The sequence below is a fragment of the Paenibacillus sp. FSL R5-0923 genome (genome assembly GCF_038009145.1).
Lineage (GTDB): Bacteria > Bacillota > Bacilli > Paenibacillales > Paenibacillaceae > Paenibacillus_AQ.
Genome location: NZ_JBBPAT010000001.1, coordinates 3,963,447 through 3,978,235 on the forward strand (window position 1 = coordinate 3,963,447; position 14,789 = coordinate 3,978,235).

Consider the following 14,789-nt stretch of genomic DNA (forward strand, 5'->3'; position numbering starts at 1 on the left):
TACATTACATGTACTCGATGAGTCAATAGCTGAGGAGGTGTTGGATGTATAAGATTATTCTAGTTGATGATGAAGACGAGGTTCGTGAGGGGATTAAACAGAAGATAGCATGGAATAATCATGGTTTTGAACTTGTTGGAGATTTCGATAACGGCAGAGATGCCCTTGATGCAGTCGAGCAGTATCGACCGGATGTGATTATTACAGATATTTGCATGCCCTTTATGGATGGACTAGGATTGGCTAAAGCTGTAATGGAACGATACCGGGACATGAAGGTCATTATCGTAACTGGTTATGAAGACTTCGAATACGCTAAACAGGCTATAACCTTGAAGGTGACGGAATATTTGTTAAAACCAATTAATGCTCGTGAGTTTGCCGAATATCTAAGCAAGATGAAGCAGGGTTTGGATGAAGAGCATTTACAAAAGTCCAATATCGCTAAGCTTCGTATGCAATTAAATCAGAGCTTTCCTTTGCTTCGCGAACGTTTTCTGGAGAAGCTTGTTACTACTCGTATGAAAAACGACGAGATCGAGAATAAAATGAATTATTTTCATATACAGCTGCGGGGTGAGGCTAACCTTGCACTCGTAATCGATATAGAAATGGACAATCGTAGCCTGGATATTGCTTCTGATGCTGAGCTGCTGCGCTTTGCAGCTTTTAACATTGTGCAGGAGCAACTTGAGAAGGAGCAGGGCGGTGTCGTATTTCAGACGAGAGATGGGAAATTCGCTGCGATATTATCAGGGGATTCCGAAGAGATCGAAGTCACAACACAACTTCTTGCAGATCAAGTACAAACCAGCCTGAACAAGTATTTGAAGCTGACGGCTACCATCGGCATCGGTAGAAAATACGTTGATTTACAGCAAATTCCACAATCATTCCAGGAAGCGATTTCATCCATAGAATATCGATATCTTTTAGGCATAGATAAGGTTATCTCCATACAGGATCTTGAGTTCGGCAAAGGATTGGATCAAGCACATTTCTCTTCATGGGAAAAGCAATTCATATCCGCGTTGAAGACAGGTAAAGCATCAGCGATCTCAGAGGTCCTCTCAAAATGGTTTCAGGAGCTAAAGAGCAATAGCTCTTCTATAGAAGACTGCCGCAGTAGCATCTACCAAATGCTCGTTTCTCTAATGAACTATGTGGTCGATATCGGATTCCCAAATACAGAGCTTGTTTCGCATAATATGTTTGCTGAGGTTGCAGCCCTTAAGACTTTAGATGAAGCTAGGAATTATTTGGAGAGAACTTGCCATGAGTTGATACTCAAGCTATCGGAACAAAGAACAACCGTCAGAACCTCTCAGATGAAAGCAGCAGAAGCTTATATTCGGGAGAATTATTGTAATGACAGCTTTTCACTTAATGAGCTCTGCAGCCATATTTTTATGAGCATCAGTTATTTCAGTGCGACTTTTAAACAGCATACTGGAGAGACTTTTATTGAGTATTTGACTCGTCTCCGTTTGGAAAAAGCTAAAGAGCTCCTTACCGTCACACAGTTGAAGACTTATGACATCGCTGCTAGAGTTGGCTATGCTGATCCTCAGTACTTTAGTGTGATTTTCAAACGTAATGTTGGGATCACACCGAAGGAATATCGACAGCGACAGAAGGAGAATCTCCTTCTATGAAACCTCATCGCTTCTTCCGAAGTCGAAGTATTCATAATAATATCGCTATTTCTTTTTCCCTTCTTATTCTCTGCACAACTATAGTTCTGAGCTATACTTCATACCGACTCTCCTCAGCTGCCGTCATGGGGAATTCCGTAGCCTATACTTCACAATTAATAGAACAAGTAAAACTGAACATCGAGAATTATATTAGTAACATGGAGAGTATTGCTGCTTTGGTATTAACTAGTAGTGATCTTGAGAGATATGTAGAAGGTTCGAGTTCGGGACAAGAAGGGAACGTCAAAGATAAGCAGTTAGCCAGCCAATATCTTCGATCTGTCGTCCAATCCCGCACCGACATTTCTTCTATAGTGTATGCAAGCTCGGAGGGTATAACGGTTTCAGATCGACTGGACGCGGTTTTGAAACCGCTTCCTGAGTTGATTGCTCAAGAGTGGTATCAGCAAGCTTTGAACCAGACGGGAGTCGCTGTCTCCTCTTCACATGTGCAGCACTTATTTCAGGATGAATATCGTTGGGTAGTGTCGATCAGTAGAAAGCTATCAGATACCTTTTCAGAAATGGAAGCAGATCGACAAGGTGTGCTACTTGTAGATCTTAATTACAGCGTTATTAACAATTTGTGCAAACAAATCGAACTGGGAAAACGCGGCTATGTATTCATCGTAGATCCGTCAGGGAGCCTAGTCTATCATCCTCAACAGCAGCTGATCTACTCGCAGCTTAAGTTTGAGCAATTGGAAACCGTTCTTGGGATTAAAAGCGGGTCGGTTACAGTGAACACAGGGAACGAGCAGAAGCTGTACACGGTGGATACAACCAGCTTTGGTTGGAAGATTGTGGGGGTGACCTATCCAGATGATCTGGTTGCTAACAAACAGCAGATGCAAGGTACAGCTGCCTTGTGGGGAGCAGTAAGTCTCATCTTTGCCATGGCTATATCTGTGCTTCTTTCGTACGCACTAACTAAGCCACTCAAGAATCTTGAAATAAACATGAAAAAGGCTGAACGCGGAGAGTTCGACATTCGTGTGGAAATTGAGAGCACGAACGAAATTGGCAAGCTTGCCCGAACATTTAATCTGATGATCATGAAGATTAAAGAGTTAATGAGCCAGATTGTGATGGAGCAAGAGATGAAGCGTGTGAGTGAGTTGAAGGCATTACAAGCACAGATTAAGCCCCACTTTTTGTACAATACGCTAGACTCGATCATCTGGATGGCAGAGACCGGTAAGATGGAGGAGGTGGTCGAAATGACCTCATCATTATCGAAGCTGCTGCGTTCTACGATTGGTGAGGGCGAGGAATTGATTCCGATCGCAAGAGAATTAGAACATATTCGACACTATCTAACGATTCAGAATATGCGCTATCGCCATAAATTCACATATTCGATCGAAGTGGATGAAGACATTCTTGAATGCAGTATATTAAAATTGGTCCTTCAACCCTTAGTTGAAAATGCGATTTATCATGGGATAAAGCATAATCCTGAGCAAGGGCACATCCTGATTAGAGGTAAAAGAGAGCAAAACGATATTACCATTCAGGTTATTGATAATGGTGTTGGTATGAATCCAGAGCAGATGAACAAGTTATTGCTTCAAAAGGCAGATTACAGGATTGGCAGTGGGGTTGGCGTCGCAAATGTGAACCATCGCATTCAGCTATATTTCGGGGACCATTACGGGTTGTCTTTTACGAGTGAAATGGAAGAAGGGACGACGGTCACTTTAAGAATTCCTGCGCTCTATGAGGAGGAGAATCCATGAGCTCACTATGGTCGAAAATAGGCTTGTCTGCTCTACTGTTATTCTTCATTGTAGCGCTCGGGTGTGTAGGTTATCGTATGTTTATGAACGATCTTGATCCAAAGGTCAGAACCATTATCTACGTTCCTAAGACTATCGATACCAGTATTGAATTCTGGGAGGTAATGAAACAAGGGGTGGCGACTGCTGCCAAGGAATTCGGTGCAGATGTCCATACGGTAGGAACAGATACCGAGCTAGATGTAGATAAGCAGATTCAATTACTGGAACAGGCGATTGAGGAGAAGCCTGATGCCATTATTTTGGCTGCTACCGACTATTATCGTCTCGTTCCGGTTGCAGAGCAGATTAAGGCGGCTGGTATCACTCTTATTACGGTGGATTCGGGACTGAACGGCGGTGTATCGGAGAGTTTTATAGCTACAGATAATTATGAAGCAGGCCGTAAAGCAGCGCAGAAGTTGATTGAAAATATTCAAAGCGACGATCAAGTCGCCATTATGAATTTTGTACAAGGCTCCGCTACAGCTATCGAAAGGGAGAAAGGGGTTCGGGATGCTTTATCTCAGAATGGAGTTAATCTTGTGCAGGATACTCTTTACAGTAACGGATCTTCGAAGAAGGCATATCAATTAACTGTTGATCTTCTAAAGAATCAGCCACAACTAAAGGGAATCATTGGCTTAAATGAGCCCTCTACATTAGGTGCGGGACTGGCAATTATGGATATGGGCTTAAAATCAAAAGTGAAGCTGGTTGGGTTCGACAATTCCAGTAGTGAGGTTCAGTTGCTGGAGAACGAAACGATGCTGGGAACGGTGATTCAAAAACCTTTTACTATGGGGTACTTGGCTGTGAAAACCGCACTTGAAGTCGTTTCAGGTCACAAAGTAGCTCCTGTTATGGATACAGGCTCCGAATTCATTACGAAGGAAAATATGTACACAAGTGAGAATGAAAAGTTAATGTTTCCCTTTATAGAATAAGCAAATAAGAGCGCTCAAAACCATTTTGGCTTTGGGTGCTCCCTTTTATAAAATAGAAGGACCTATTAGTTGTTGTTTAATATATCGGCAAAAGATTGCTGCAACGGTGTTAATATATGATCTTTTCGCCAAGCCAGTACAAAACCACCGCTCTCAGGCAAAACTCCCGGTAGAGGAGCATAACAAAGACGACCTAACGCAAGTTCTGCTTCAATGCTAACTCTAGAACAAATACCTACGCCATCTCCCTCGCTAACTAACATCTTTAGAGTTTCAGGTGAATTCAACTCGGATCGGTTCCACAAGCGAATATGATTTATTTCTGCCCATTGATCCGCAAATCCCCGTAAACAAGAACCACCCTCATACTGAATCCAAGGCTCAAGCGCGATCTGTTCTGGTGTTAACTTCTCTATAGTTGCAAAAGGGTGACCAGGGGCAAAAATGAGCACAGGCTCGTCGCGGACAACCAGCTGAAAGTTAAAGGATTCATCATGCCAATCAGAAGTGTGTAAAATAGCCATTTGAATTTCTCGGCTTCGGAGTCGTTCCTTTAACAAAATATCACTTTGGATCGACATTGAATTATTAATCCCAGGATATTGTTTCATGAATTGGATTAGCGCTTTAGGTAAAATATAAGTTGCAGGTATATAACTTGCTTCCAGCTTTAAAGTACCTTGTGTTGGTGAAGAAAACTGTTTAACAGTACGTTCAGCTTCAGCTGTAAGTGAGACAATCTTGAGCGCATATTGATAAAGGGCCCGACCCGCATCTGTGAGCAGTACTCTTCCACTTCGATATTGGAATAAAGGCGTTCCAAATTCATTCTCTAGATTCTTCATATGAAAAGATACTGTGGGTTGTTTAAGGCCTAATTCAGCAGCTACATCGGTTACTTTCTTATATTTTTCAAGTAGGATAACGATCTTTAACTTCATAATATTCATGACTTTCCTCCGTACAATGATAAGTTGGATAACAAATTATATCTCCATTATAGATTAAATCTATACATATATATAGTTTCTATTGGTATTTTTATCGTTGGCTTTACAAAGTTAAGAAGTTTCTCTAACGAACGAGCTCTAGAATAAGAAGAGTCAGAGGGGCTAAGAAGCTCCGGACAACAACAATAACATATGCGTACAATGCACTTTTACAGTAAACAAGCATATGGGGGCCAAAGCTCCACAACACCATGTTAAAGCTTGCGAAGCCAGTTCCGTATGAACTGTATGAGGAAGCCGTGCTAACAAAACATTTAGGAGGAGACAAAACAATGCAATTCAAAAAATCTTGGGTTATGACTTTGGCTTTAACAAGCGTACTAGCACTTTCAGCTTGCGGTAATGGTGGGGCAAACAACACGGGAGGAAACGCTGCAGCTACAAATGAAGGTAGCGGCGCTAAAATAAGTGGTTCGATTCTAGCTTCAGGTTCAACAGCACTACAACCATTGGTTGAGCTAGTAGCCGAGAATTTCATGGATAAAAATGCTGGTGTGGACATTCAGGTTCAAGGCGGCGGCAGTGGTACTGGTCTTACTCAAGTAGCTGAGAAACAAGTAGATATCGGTAACTCTGACGTATTCGCAGAAGAAAAACTAAAAGATGCAGATGCAGAAAAAGCAGCAGCTCTTGTAGATCATCAAGTAGCAGTAGTAGCGATCGCAGCAGTAACCCATCCGGATGCTGGAGTAGACAGCTTGACTAAGCAACAGCTTATCGATATTTTTACAGGAAAAGTTACAAACTTTAAAGAAGTTGGCGGAGCGGATCAAAAAATCCAAATCATCAACCGTCCAGGCAGCTCCGGTACTCGTGCAACCTTTGAAAGCTTTGCACTTGGAACTAAAACTGAAGATATCCCAGGATCGATTCAAGAAGATTCCTCCGGTACTGTTAAGAAAATGATCGGAGAAACTCCAGGGGCTATCGGTTATCTGGCTCTTTCATACCTTGATGACTCAATCAAAACACTTAGCCTTGATGGTGTAGAAGCATCTGTAGACAATGTTATTTCTGGTAAATATCCAGTATGGGCTTACGAGCACATGTACACAAACGGCGAACCAAATGAAACAGTAAAAGCATTCCTTGACTTTTTCTTGACAGACGAAGTACAAACAGGTGAAGTCGTTGAGCTTGGATACATTCCAGCAGTAAAAATGCAAGTTACTCGTGACGTTGCAGGAAATGTTACAGCTAAGTAATTCACTTCTAAGTAATTTGTAAGGATTAGAATCTCAAGTGATTAGAGGCGGATACATCTGCCTCTCTTTTCACTTTAGAAAGAGGGAGCAATTAAGGGTGAAACTAAAGAACTCACGCATCGAGAAACATCATATTGAAGATTTTGTGGGACGTACATATATGTCCTTCTGTGTACTGCTATTGATAACAATCATTGTATCGATGGTATATTTTGTGGCGTCTAAAGGTATTTCAACTTTCACAAGCGGTGATGTTAGCGTTACTGATTTTCTATTCGGAACAAAGTGGTCACCTGAAGCAGATACGCCATCCTTTGGTGCTTTTCCGTTTATTACTGGATCCTTCTTAGTTACTCTACTTGCAGCATTGATTGCTAGTCCACTTAGCCTTTGCGCTGCGCTGTTCATGACTGAGATTGTCCCAGGATGGGGCAAAAAATTGCTTCAGCCCGTAATCGAGCTGTTGGCAGGTATCCCTTCAGTTGTTTATGGTTTCATCGGATTAAGTGTTATTGTACCGTTTCTACGCAACAACCTGCCTGGTCAAGGCATCGGGGTAGCTGCAGGCGCGCTTGTGCTCTCGGTCATGATTCTTCCGACGATTACAAGCGTGGCTGCAGACGCGCTGGCTTCATTGCCGCAAAATTTAAAGGAATCCTCCTATGCGCTTGGTGCCACCCGGTGGCAGACGATCTCTCGAGTGATTATTCCGACAACGTTTCCTGCTATTATGACTGGTATTGTACTGGGGATGGCACGTGCATTCGGTGAAGCCCTTGCTGTACAGATGGTTATCGGGAATGCGCCATTCGTACCAAAATCACTCTTTGAATCAGCTTCTACCCTGACGAGTGTAATCACACTTGGAATGGGGAACACAACCATGGGCTCTGCGCACAATAATGCTCTGTGGAGTATGGCACTGGTTCTTATGTTGATGACCTTTGTATTTGTCTTCTTTGTGAGACTGCTTGAAAGGAGAAATAAAATTTGAAGCCGAGAACCGTAAATAAAATTGCCACAAGCCTTATTGTGTTTTTCGCATTGCTCATCGTAGCTATTCTGGTTGGTCTATTAGGATATATCCTCTTTCGAGGTCTTAGTCACATTAGTTGGGATTTTCTATTCTCTGCACCGCAAAAAATTCGAGCAGGTGGAGGAATTGGCCCTCAGCTATTCAACTCCTTATTCCTTTTGGTACTCACGCTAATAATTACAGTACCTCTAGGACTGGGTGCCGGTATTTACATGGCTGAATATGCTCGTCCGGGAAAAATCACCGGCTTTATTCGCTTAATTGTTGAGGTATTATCTTCGTTCCCTTCAATCGTAGTCGGCTTGTTTGGTCTATTGCTGATTGTTAACTATTTCAATCTTGGCTTTTCATTAATCTCTGGAGCACTGGCATTGACGGTCTTTAATCTACCGCTGATGGTTCGGATTACTGAGCAAGCTTTCCGTAGTGTTCCGAAGCAACAAAAAGAGGCTGGTTTTGCACTAGGATTGTCCAAGTGGAAAATCGTAACCTCCGTGTTATTCCCAGTAGCATTACCAACGATTATTACCGGTACTATTTTGTCCGCTGGCCGTGTCTTTGGGGAAGCAGCCGCGTTGATGTTCACTGCAGGAATGAGTAGCCCAAGACTAGATTTCACTAACTGGAATCCACTTAGTCCGAACTCACCACTGAATCCTTTCCGTCCAGCTGAAACACTGGCTGTTCATATCTGGAAGGTAAATAGTGAAGGCCTTGCTCCTGATGCCGCGCAAATTGCTGCGGGAGCTTCAGCAGTACTTGTAATTATGGTGTTGATCTTCAACTTGGCAGCACGTTATTTCGGTAGATTTATTTATCGTAAGCTTACAGCTTCAAAAAGAATGAACTAATTCCTAAAAACTAAAGTAGAGATGTAGGAGGAGTAATCGATGGGAACGTCGGCAACAGCAGTGCGTGAATCTTTTCAAACCGAGGACCTGAGTATTTTTTATGGAACATATGAGGCTGTAAAGGGGATTAGTCTTCCTTTTGCTGAAAATACGGTTACTGCACTGATCGGCCCATCCGGCTGCGGTAAATCAACCTTTCTTCGTTCACTGAACCGTATGAATGACGAAATCTCCGGATCAACAACCAAAGGAAGCATCTGGATTGATGGCGTTGATATTAATGCTCCTGGCACAGACGTTATCAAACTGCGTCAGAAGATCGGTATGGTTTGGCAAAAGCCCAATCCGTTCTATAAATCCATTTATGATAACATCGCCTTTGGACCGAAGTACCATGGGGTAAAAGGAAAAAAAGCACTCGATGAGATTGTAGAGAGCAGCCTTCGTAAAGCAGCATTGTGGGATGAAGTGAAGGACCGTTTAAAAGATTCAGCATTAGCTTTGTCCGGTGGACAACAGCAGCGCCTTTGTATTGCAAGAGCGTTGTCAGTTAACCCACAAATTCTACTCTTGGACGAACCAGCATCCGCACTAGATCCGGTTTCCACTGGTAAAGTAGAGGAGCTCATCAAGGAGTTAAAAGAAGAGCTTCGTATTGTAATTGTGACGCACAACATGCAGCAAGCTGCACGGATTTCTGATTATACAGCTTACTTCTATCTGGGATCCCTTATAGAATACGATAAGACGGATAAGGTTTTTACTAATCCAGAGAATCAAATGACACAAGAATATATCATGGGTCGTTTCGGCTGAAGCCTTTCAACATCGTTCCTTAGGGAACGGTGTTTTTTGTTTCTATTATTTGCAAATGGCAGATAGATACTGTATCATTAATGATAATGATTATCATTATTATAGGGAGTGGATCTCATGACACAAACTCAACCGACTCAAAAGAATAGTGTAGCTGAAGTAATAAGAGAAAGACGCTCTATTAAGCTTTTTAAAAAAGATCCACTGCCGCAAGGTCTCTTAGAGGAATTGTTAAATGTAGCTGTATGGGCGCCGAATCATGGGGTACGTGAGCCGTGGAGATTTATTGCTTTTCAAGGTGATGGTACAAAGTTCTTGGCTGAAGCGGCATTTGCTTTTGTGAAACGTGCTTTTTCTGATCCTGAAGTGGCTGCTAAGCGAAAAGAATATATCTCAAATATTCCATTAACGTTAATTGTGGTGATGCCTGAGGATCCTCGGCAGAGAGAGTGGGATGAGGATTTTGCAGCAGCGTCAGCACTTGTGCAGAACTTCCAGCTAGCAGCTTGGGAGCAAGGCGTGGGAACGATTTGGAAGACCGATCCTTATATCAATAATCCTGAATTCCGTAACAAAATTGGTGTGAAGCCTGGAGAGAAGATCATAGCTATGATCCATGCCGGATACCCGGAGACTGTGCCAGACAGCCGTCCACGAACGGATGCTTCTGAACTATTGAAGATCATTGATAGCTATCCAGAGAACGATGTAGTGGAATAAGCAGAAGGTTTTACGGTATTTGAATAATGAATATTAAAAGAATATATATCCGAAGCATCCGAAGGGGTGCTTTTTTGTTGTAAGTTCAAGCTCCTAATGTCGTATGGTTGGATTGAAAAATCGCGTTAAGTGTTTATAGCAATGTATAATGTACATAATGAATGATATTGATTACAATTTGGTTAAGTGGATGAATTTAAATAAGGAGGGAAAAGCGTGGGGGAGAACAAGAACATCAAGATGAAACTGGCACGTATACAAAAAGATCTTTCCCAAGAACAGTTAGCGGAAGTTGTAGGGGTTACAAGACAGACAATTGGTCTGATTGAAGCCGGGAACTATAACCCAACGCTTAAGTTGTGCATAGCTATCTGCAAGGCATTGGATCGATCTTTAAACGATATTTTTTGGGAGGAATAAGGGTGAGCAGGACAAGGATTAAGGATGAGCGGATTATCAGCGAAATTCAGAAGTTTAGTACGCATGGTTTTATGATTGTGTTCGTGGGCTTTATGGTTAGTCTTTTGGTAAAAGTGTTTATTCTGCAATGGGACATTAAGTATTGGTTTGATACGTTTGTGATTGTGATGGCAGGGTGTTTGTATATAACTGTTCGTTCCGTCAAAAATGGAATATATCTGCTACCGAGTAAAGAAGGCGAAGGCGATGTAAGACGGTATAAGAAAATCAATTTAATTGGGGGAGCTGTCAGTACGTTAATATGGGCCGCTTTAATGTTCCTATCTGATTTTAGAGAAGCCGGGGAGTTGGATATTGCTAAAAGTATCATGAGCACCCTTGTGGGTTCCGTTATATTTTTCGTTGGGATAACATGGATTCAGTGGTTCATTATTAAAAGATCTAATAAAAATGCGGACAAAAGTCTAGATGGATAAGAAAACTAATAATTCACTCTTGTAAAACTAATATGATTAGTTTATATTTAAGCTAATACCATTAGTTTTATGGAGGGGTAATGATGAGAGTAACGCGTGAAGGTCATTTATTACAGCTAACTTGGATGCCAAGAGTGTTTCCTGTGAATTGTTACATCATTGAGGAAGAGAATGAGTTGACTTTGATAGATGCGGCAATGCCGTTCAGTGTAAAAGGAATTATAGATACCGCAGCGAAGCTTGATAAAAAGATCACTCGTATTATATTGACGCATGCTCATGACGATCATATAGGTGCACTGGATGAGCTAAAGAGACAGCTTCCAGAGGCTCAGGTGTACATTTCAGAAAGGGATGCAGCATTGCTTAGTGGAGATCGTTCCCTTCGTGAGGGAGAACCTCAGACCCCTATAAAGGGAGGCGTACCCAAGAAGGTAGCAACGAGACCAGATGTATTGCTCTATGATGGGGATACCATTGGTTCATTAACAGCAATTTTAACTCCTGGTCATACTCCTGGATCTATGTCTTTCATGGATACACGAAGCGGCGCTGTTATCGTTGGAGATGCTTTTCAAACCTTCCGGGGAACCGCAGTTTCAGGAACCGTAATTCCTTGGTTTCCGTTTCCGGCTATGGCAACCTGGAGTAAAGATCAAGCATTAAAAAGTGCGATTAAGCTTCTAGAGGCTTCCCCGACTATACTGGCTACTGGACATGGAGACTTACTTAGAAACCCAGTGCAAACGATGGAGAAAGCTATACACAAAGCACAAATGATTCAAGATAGGAGTAATTAAAATGTCACCTAGAGCAGGATTAGATCGTCGTACGCTAGTTATTGCAGCAGCAGAAATCGCCGATCATGAAGGGATAGAGGCCGTAACCTTAGCCGCATTGGCTAACAAATTAGGTGTTCGTTCTCCGTCTTTATACAATCACATTAACGGGCTACAGGAATTGCGCACACAACTTGCAATTTATGGACTAGGGGAACTTTCCAATGCAATGAACAACGCAGCTAAAGGCTTTAGTGGAGACGCTGCTGTACAGGCGATGGGGCGAGCGTATGTGGACTTTGCTAGAAGCAGGCCTGGATTATACGAGACAACGTTGCGAGCCCCTGAACAGGCAAATACGGAGCTGGAAACGGCAAGTGATCATATTTTGAAGCTTATCATTCATGTGATGAAGGATTATCAATTGGGTGATGAAGGAGAAATTCATGCAGTACGCGGGTTACGAAGCATACTGCATGGCTTTGCCTCTTTGGAACAAAAGGGCGGTTTTGGAATGGCGCTTGATACGAATGTAAGCCTATCTCGGCTCATCAGTACTTATATTGCTGGGATCGGAAATATGAAGTCTAAATAATGGAGTACATAGGAGATGATGTTGTGATGTATAAGGAATATGAAGAGGAAAGTGTTATCACCTTTGAGGAAACTGCAGAAATCGTTACCAAGATTGGGATTTTGCCGCTTGCCACTCTGATTCCTGAGCACCCATCTTTAAATGGATTAACGAAAGCGGAGAATTGGCATACGGGTTCAGAGCTAGATCCATGGTCATGGCGTGTAAGGTTTCCTGGTGAAGGCCTGGCTGGATACGGTAAATTTGTTAAGAAGAAAGCTATCTTGGTCTCTAGGGAGTGGTTTCCAGCATTTGTGGCAGCTGTAGGTAGTACTAAATCTATAGAAGAACGTTATAATGACGGATTGGCCAGCAGAGAAGCAGTGACTTTACTGCAAATTATCCGTGAACATCAAGGGATTGATACGCGTATACTTCGTATTGAAGCTGATATGAAGGCTAAAGAAAAGAAGACGGCTTTTGATAATGCGGTTACGGAGCTTCAGGCAACGCTGGACATCGTTATTTCAGGTGTAAAAGAACGACAAAATGCAGAAGGTGAGGAAAATGGCTGGAGCAGTACCTCGTTTGAGACTGTACGCCACTGGATGGAAGCTAACGGTCTTTCCTCATTTGAAGGCGATAGAGAAGAGGCAATAGCTTGGCTACATTCCAAAATGAATGGCATATGGTCGCCTACAGCAATAGCCTGGACGAACAAAGCATTCTCATGGAAATAAAAACGGTTAATCACTACTCCCATGAGAGTGATTAACCGTAAGCGTTTTCTAATAAAATCATATCCATCACATTATTGTTCCAACATAGGTGCCAAGTAAGCAATCAGGAAATACAAGAATCCGAAAAACAGCATAACATAGGCGGTATATTTGATTGCATTAGATGCAACAATTCTTGAATCCACCGGTGCTTGAATTTCGAGCTGTTCTTCTTCAACGCTGTCAATTTCATTGGATATTGGGTCTCTCAACATGATAATCCCCTCCTTGGAAATTAGATCCTTAACTGTATTGTGACATATTTGTGAACGGAAATCAACAATAGTGTGAACAAATATTGAACTTTTATTCAAATTTGGACTATTTATTTTCTGGATATCTAGCATGCAATAAAAAACAACCTGCTTTTGTCCTCGGAAGAGGAACCAAGCAGGTTGTTTGGCATTTCATTTATTCAATAATTTAAGCGAACAATTTAAGCCCAATCTCCATCACGGAAGATCGGTACAGTGGTTCCATCATCCTTAATACCATCAATGCTCATTTCAGGTGAACCCATCATAAAATCAACATGTGTATGGCTTTGGTTCATTCCTTTTTCCTGCAATTGTTCTTTGGTCATTGTTGTACCCTCTTGAAGGGTAAAGGCATATGCTGCACCTAACGCCAAATGGCAGGAGGCATTCTCATCATATAATGTGGTGTAATATAGAATTCCGCTCTCGGAGATCGGGGAGTGGAAAGGCACCAAAGCGACTTCTCCAAGATAAGCAGAGCCTTCATCTAACGCGATAAGGGAAGCTAGCGTTTCTGAACCTTTTTCAGCGGTGAAATCCGTTACTTTGCCGTTCTCAAAGGTGAGGGTGAAATTGTCAATAAGATTACCCCCATAGCTAAGCGGCTTAGTGCTGCTTACCTTACCATTCACACCAGACTTCAGTGGGGCAGTAAATACTTCTTCTGTAGGGATATTGGCTAGGAAGGGAACTCCTTTGCCATTGACAGCTCCTGCCTGACACCAAATATGCCCTTCTGGTAGCTCAATCGTCAAATCGGTTCCATGTCCTGTATAGTGCAGCTTGCGGAACTTATTATCATTCAAAGCAGTACAACGTGCTTTCAGGCCATCTAAATGTTGACTCCATGCTTGAATAGGGTCAGCTTGATCCGCACGTGTAGCTTTAAAGATAGCATCCCATAGAAAATCAATCTGCTGATCAGGTGATGCTTCAGGGAATACCTTTGCCGCCCACGATGCTGATGGGAATGCTACAATACTCCAGCTTACGTGATTCCCCATTAACAACTCACGATATGGAGCTAATGTCTGTCCAGAGATCCGCTGATTATCCGCAATTCTTCCTGACTCAACACCGCTCAATAGATCTGGATTCGTTGAAGTTATCGATAGAAATGCTGCACCTTTTTTAGCTAGATCTTCCAATTCATCTGCTTGCCATTGTGGCGGTTCCAAAAAGGAATCGGATGGAGCGAGGTCATAACGAGTACGTGTAACAACCTCATCACTATAATTAACCTTGACGAGCTTCGCACCCGCTTCATAAGCTTTACGTACTACAAGTCGCACTAGTTCTGCGGAAACGATGTCGGAATTTACAACAAGGGTCTGTCCAGGTTGGATATTAACCCCAATCTTCACTGCCAGCAATGCATAATTCTCCAGTTTTTGCTTGAAATCCAACATAGTTTCTACTCCTTTCAATATCTCTAGTCTTTATT

16 protein-coding genes are annotated in these 14,789 nt (G+C 42.3%); 13 read left to right on the forward strand and 3 right to left on the reverse strand.

Annotated elements, in window-relative coordinates; translation table 11 throughout:
- Positions 1-44 precede the first annotated feature (44 nt).
- From MKX35_RS17790 to MKX35_RS17800, 3 genes are read left to right on the forward strand one after another with little or no spacing between them, the layout of a single operon-like run.
- Positions 45-1,655: a response regulator gene (locus tag MKX35_RS17790; RefSeq protein WP_076298712.1), complete on the forward strand. Its 1,611-nt coding sequence runs from the start codon at positions 45-47 to the stop codon at positions 1,653-1,655.
- On the forward strand, positions 1,652-3,436 hold the full coding sequence (locus MKX35_RS17795) for a cache domain-containing sensor histidine kinase (RefSeq protein ID WP_076298711.1): 1,785 nt from the start codon (positions 1,652-1,654) through the stop codon (positions 3,434-3,436). The genes MKX35_RS17790 and MKX35_RS17795 overlap by 4 nt, the downstream gene beginning before the upstream one ends.
- Positions 3,433-4,422 carry a substrate-binding domain-containing protein gene (locus MKX35_RS17800; protein ID WP_076298710.1) on the forward strand — a complete coding sequence of 330 codons (990 nt, stop codon included), beginning with the start codon at positions 3,433-3,435 and terminating at the stop codon, positions 4,420-4,422. Before MKX35_RS17795 ends, MKX35_RS17800 begins: the two co-directional genes overlap by 4 nt.
- A 65-nt stretch (positions 4,423-4,487) precedes the next feature.
- On the opposite strand, the gene MKX35_RS17805 is transcribed toward MKX35_RS17800, so the two are convergent.
- Positions 4,488-5,372 carry a LysR family transcriptional regulator gene (locus MKX35_RS17805; protein WP_076283614.1) on the reverse strand — a complete coding sequence of 295 codons (885 nt, stop codon included), beginning with the start codon at positions 5,370-5,372 and terminating at the stop codon, positions 4,488-4,490.
- A 332-nt stretch (positions 5,373-5,704) separates the two neighbouring features.
- On the opposite strand from MKX35_RS17805, the gene MKX35_RS17810 reads away from it, so the two are divergent.
- From MKX35_RS17810 to MKX35_RS17855, 10 genes are all read left to right on the forward strand, one after another.
- Complete coding sequence (locus MKX35_RS17810; protein WP_042132223.1) at positions 5,705-6,637, forward strand: phosphate ABC transporter substrate-binding protein; 933 nt, start codon at positions 5,705-5,707, stop codon at positions 6,635-6,637.
- 97 nt (positions 6,638-6,734) lie between these two features.
- Complete coding sequence (pstC, locus tag MKX35_RS17815) at positions 6,735-7,631, forward strand: phosphate ABC transporter permease subunit PstC (RefSeq protein WP_076298709.1); 897 nt, start codon at positions 6,735-6,737, stop codon at positions 7,629-7,631.
- A complete protein-coding gene (gene pstA / locus MKX35_RS17820) occupies positions 7,628-8,524 on the forward strand; it encodes a phosphate ABC transporter permease PstA (RefSeq protein WP_042128135.1) in 897 nt (298 codons plus the stop codon). The genes pstC and pstA overlap by 4 nt, the downstream gene beginning before the upstream one ends.
- A 39-nt stretch (positions 8,525-8,563) precedes the next feature.
- On the forward strand, positions 8,564-9,340 hold the full coding sequence (gene pstB / locus MKX35_RS17825; RefSeq protein WP_042188599.1) for a phosphate ABC transporter ATP-binding protein PstB: 777 nt from the start codon (positions 8,564-8,566) through the stop codon (positions 9,338-9,340).
- Positions 9,341-9,457: 117 nt separating this feature from the next.
- On the forward strand, positions 9,458-10,060 hold the full coding sequence (locus MKX35_RS17830; RefSeq protein WP_076283615.1) for a nitroreductase family protein: 603 nt from the start codon (positions 9,458-9,460) through the stop codon (positions 10,058-10,060).
- A 240-nt stretch (positions 10,061-10,300) separates the two neighbouring features.
- A complete protein-coding gene (locus MKX35_RS17835) occupies positions 10,301-10,480 on the forward strand; it encodes a helix-turn-helix transcriptional regulator (protein WP_042132222.1) in 180 nt (59 codons plus the stop codon).
- A gap of 2 nt (positions 10,481-10,482) precedes the next feature.
- Entirely contained in the window at positions 10,483-10,956 is a 474-nt protein-coding gene (locus tag MKX35_RS17840; RefSeq protein WP_076298708.1) for a DUF6773 family protein, read from the forward strand.
- 83 nt (positions 10,957-11,039) lie between these two features.
- Positions 11,040-11,756 (forward strand): MBL fold metallo-hydrolase, encoded by a 717-nt coding sequence (locus MKX35_RS17845; protein WP_076298707.1) that lies wholly within the window; start codon positions 11,040-11,042, stop codon positions 11,754-11,756.
- Between the two features lies 1 nt (position 11,757).
- Complete coding sequence (locus MKX35_RS17850) at positions 11,758-12,330, forward strand: TetR/AcrR family transcriptional regulator (RefSeq protein WP_076298706.1); 573 nt, start codon at positions 11,758-11,760, stop codon at positions 12,328-12,330.
- A 26-nt stretch (positions 12,331-12,356) separates the two neighbouring features.
- Positions 12,357-13,049, forward strand: a complete 693-nt coding sequence (locus MKX35_RS17855; RefSeq protein WP_076298705.1) for an AlkZ-related protein — start codon at positions 12,357-12,359, stop codon at positions 13,047-13,049.
- Positions 13,050-13,120: 71 nt separating this feature from the next.
- Here the strand turns inward: MKX35_RS17855 and MKX35_RS17860 are convergent, their stop codons facing one another.
- Positions 13,121-13,303: a hypothetical protein gene (locus MKX35_RS17860; RefSeq protein WP_042128123.1), complete on the reverse strand. Its 183-nt coding sequence runs from the start codon at positions 13,301-13,303 to the stop codon at positions 13,121-13,123.
- A 221-nt stretch (positions 13,304-13,524) separates the two neighbouring features.
- Positions 13,525-14,754, reverse strand: a complete 1,230-nt coding sequence (locus MKX35_RS17865) for an aminopeptidase (RefSeq protein WP_076298704.1) — start codon at positions 14,752-14,754, stop codon at positions 13,525-13,527.
- Positions 14,755-14,789 lie beyond the last annotated feature (35 nt).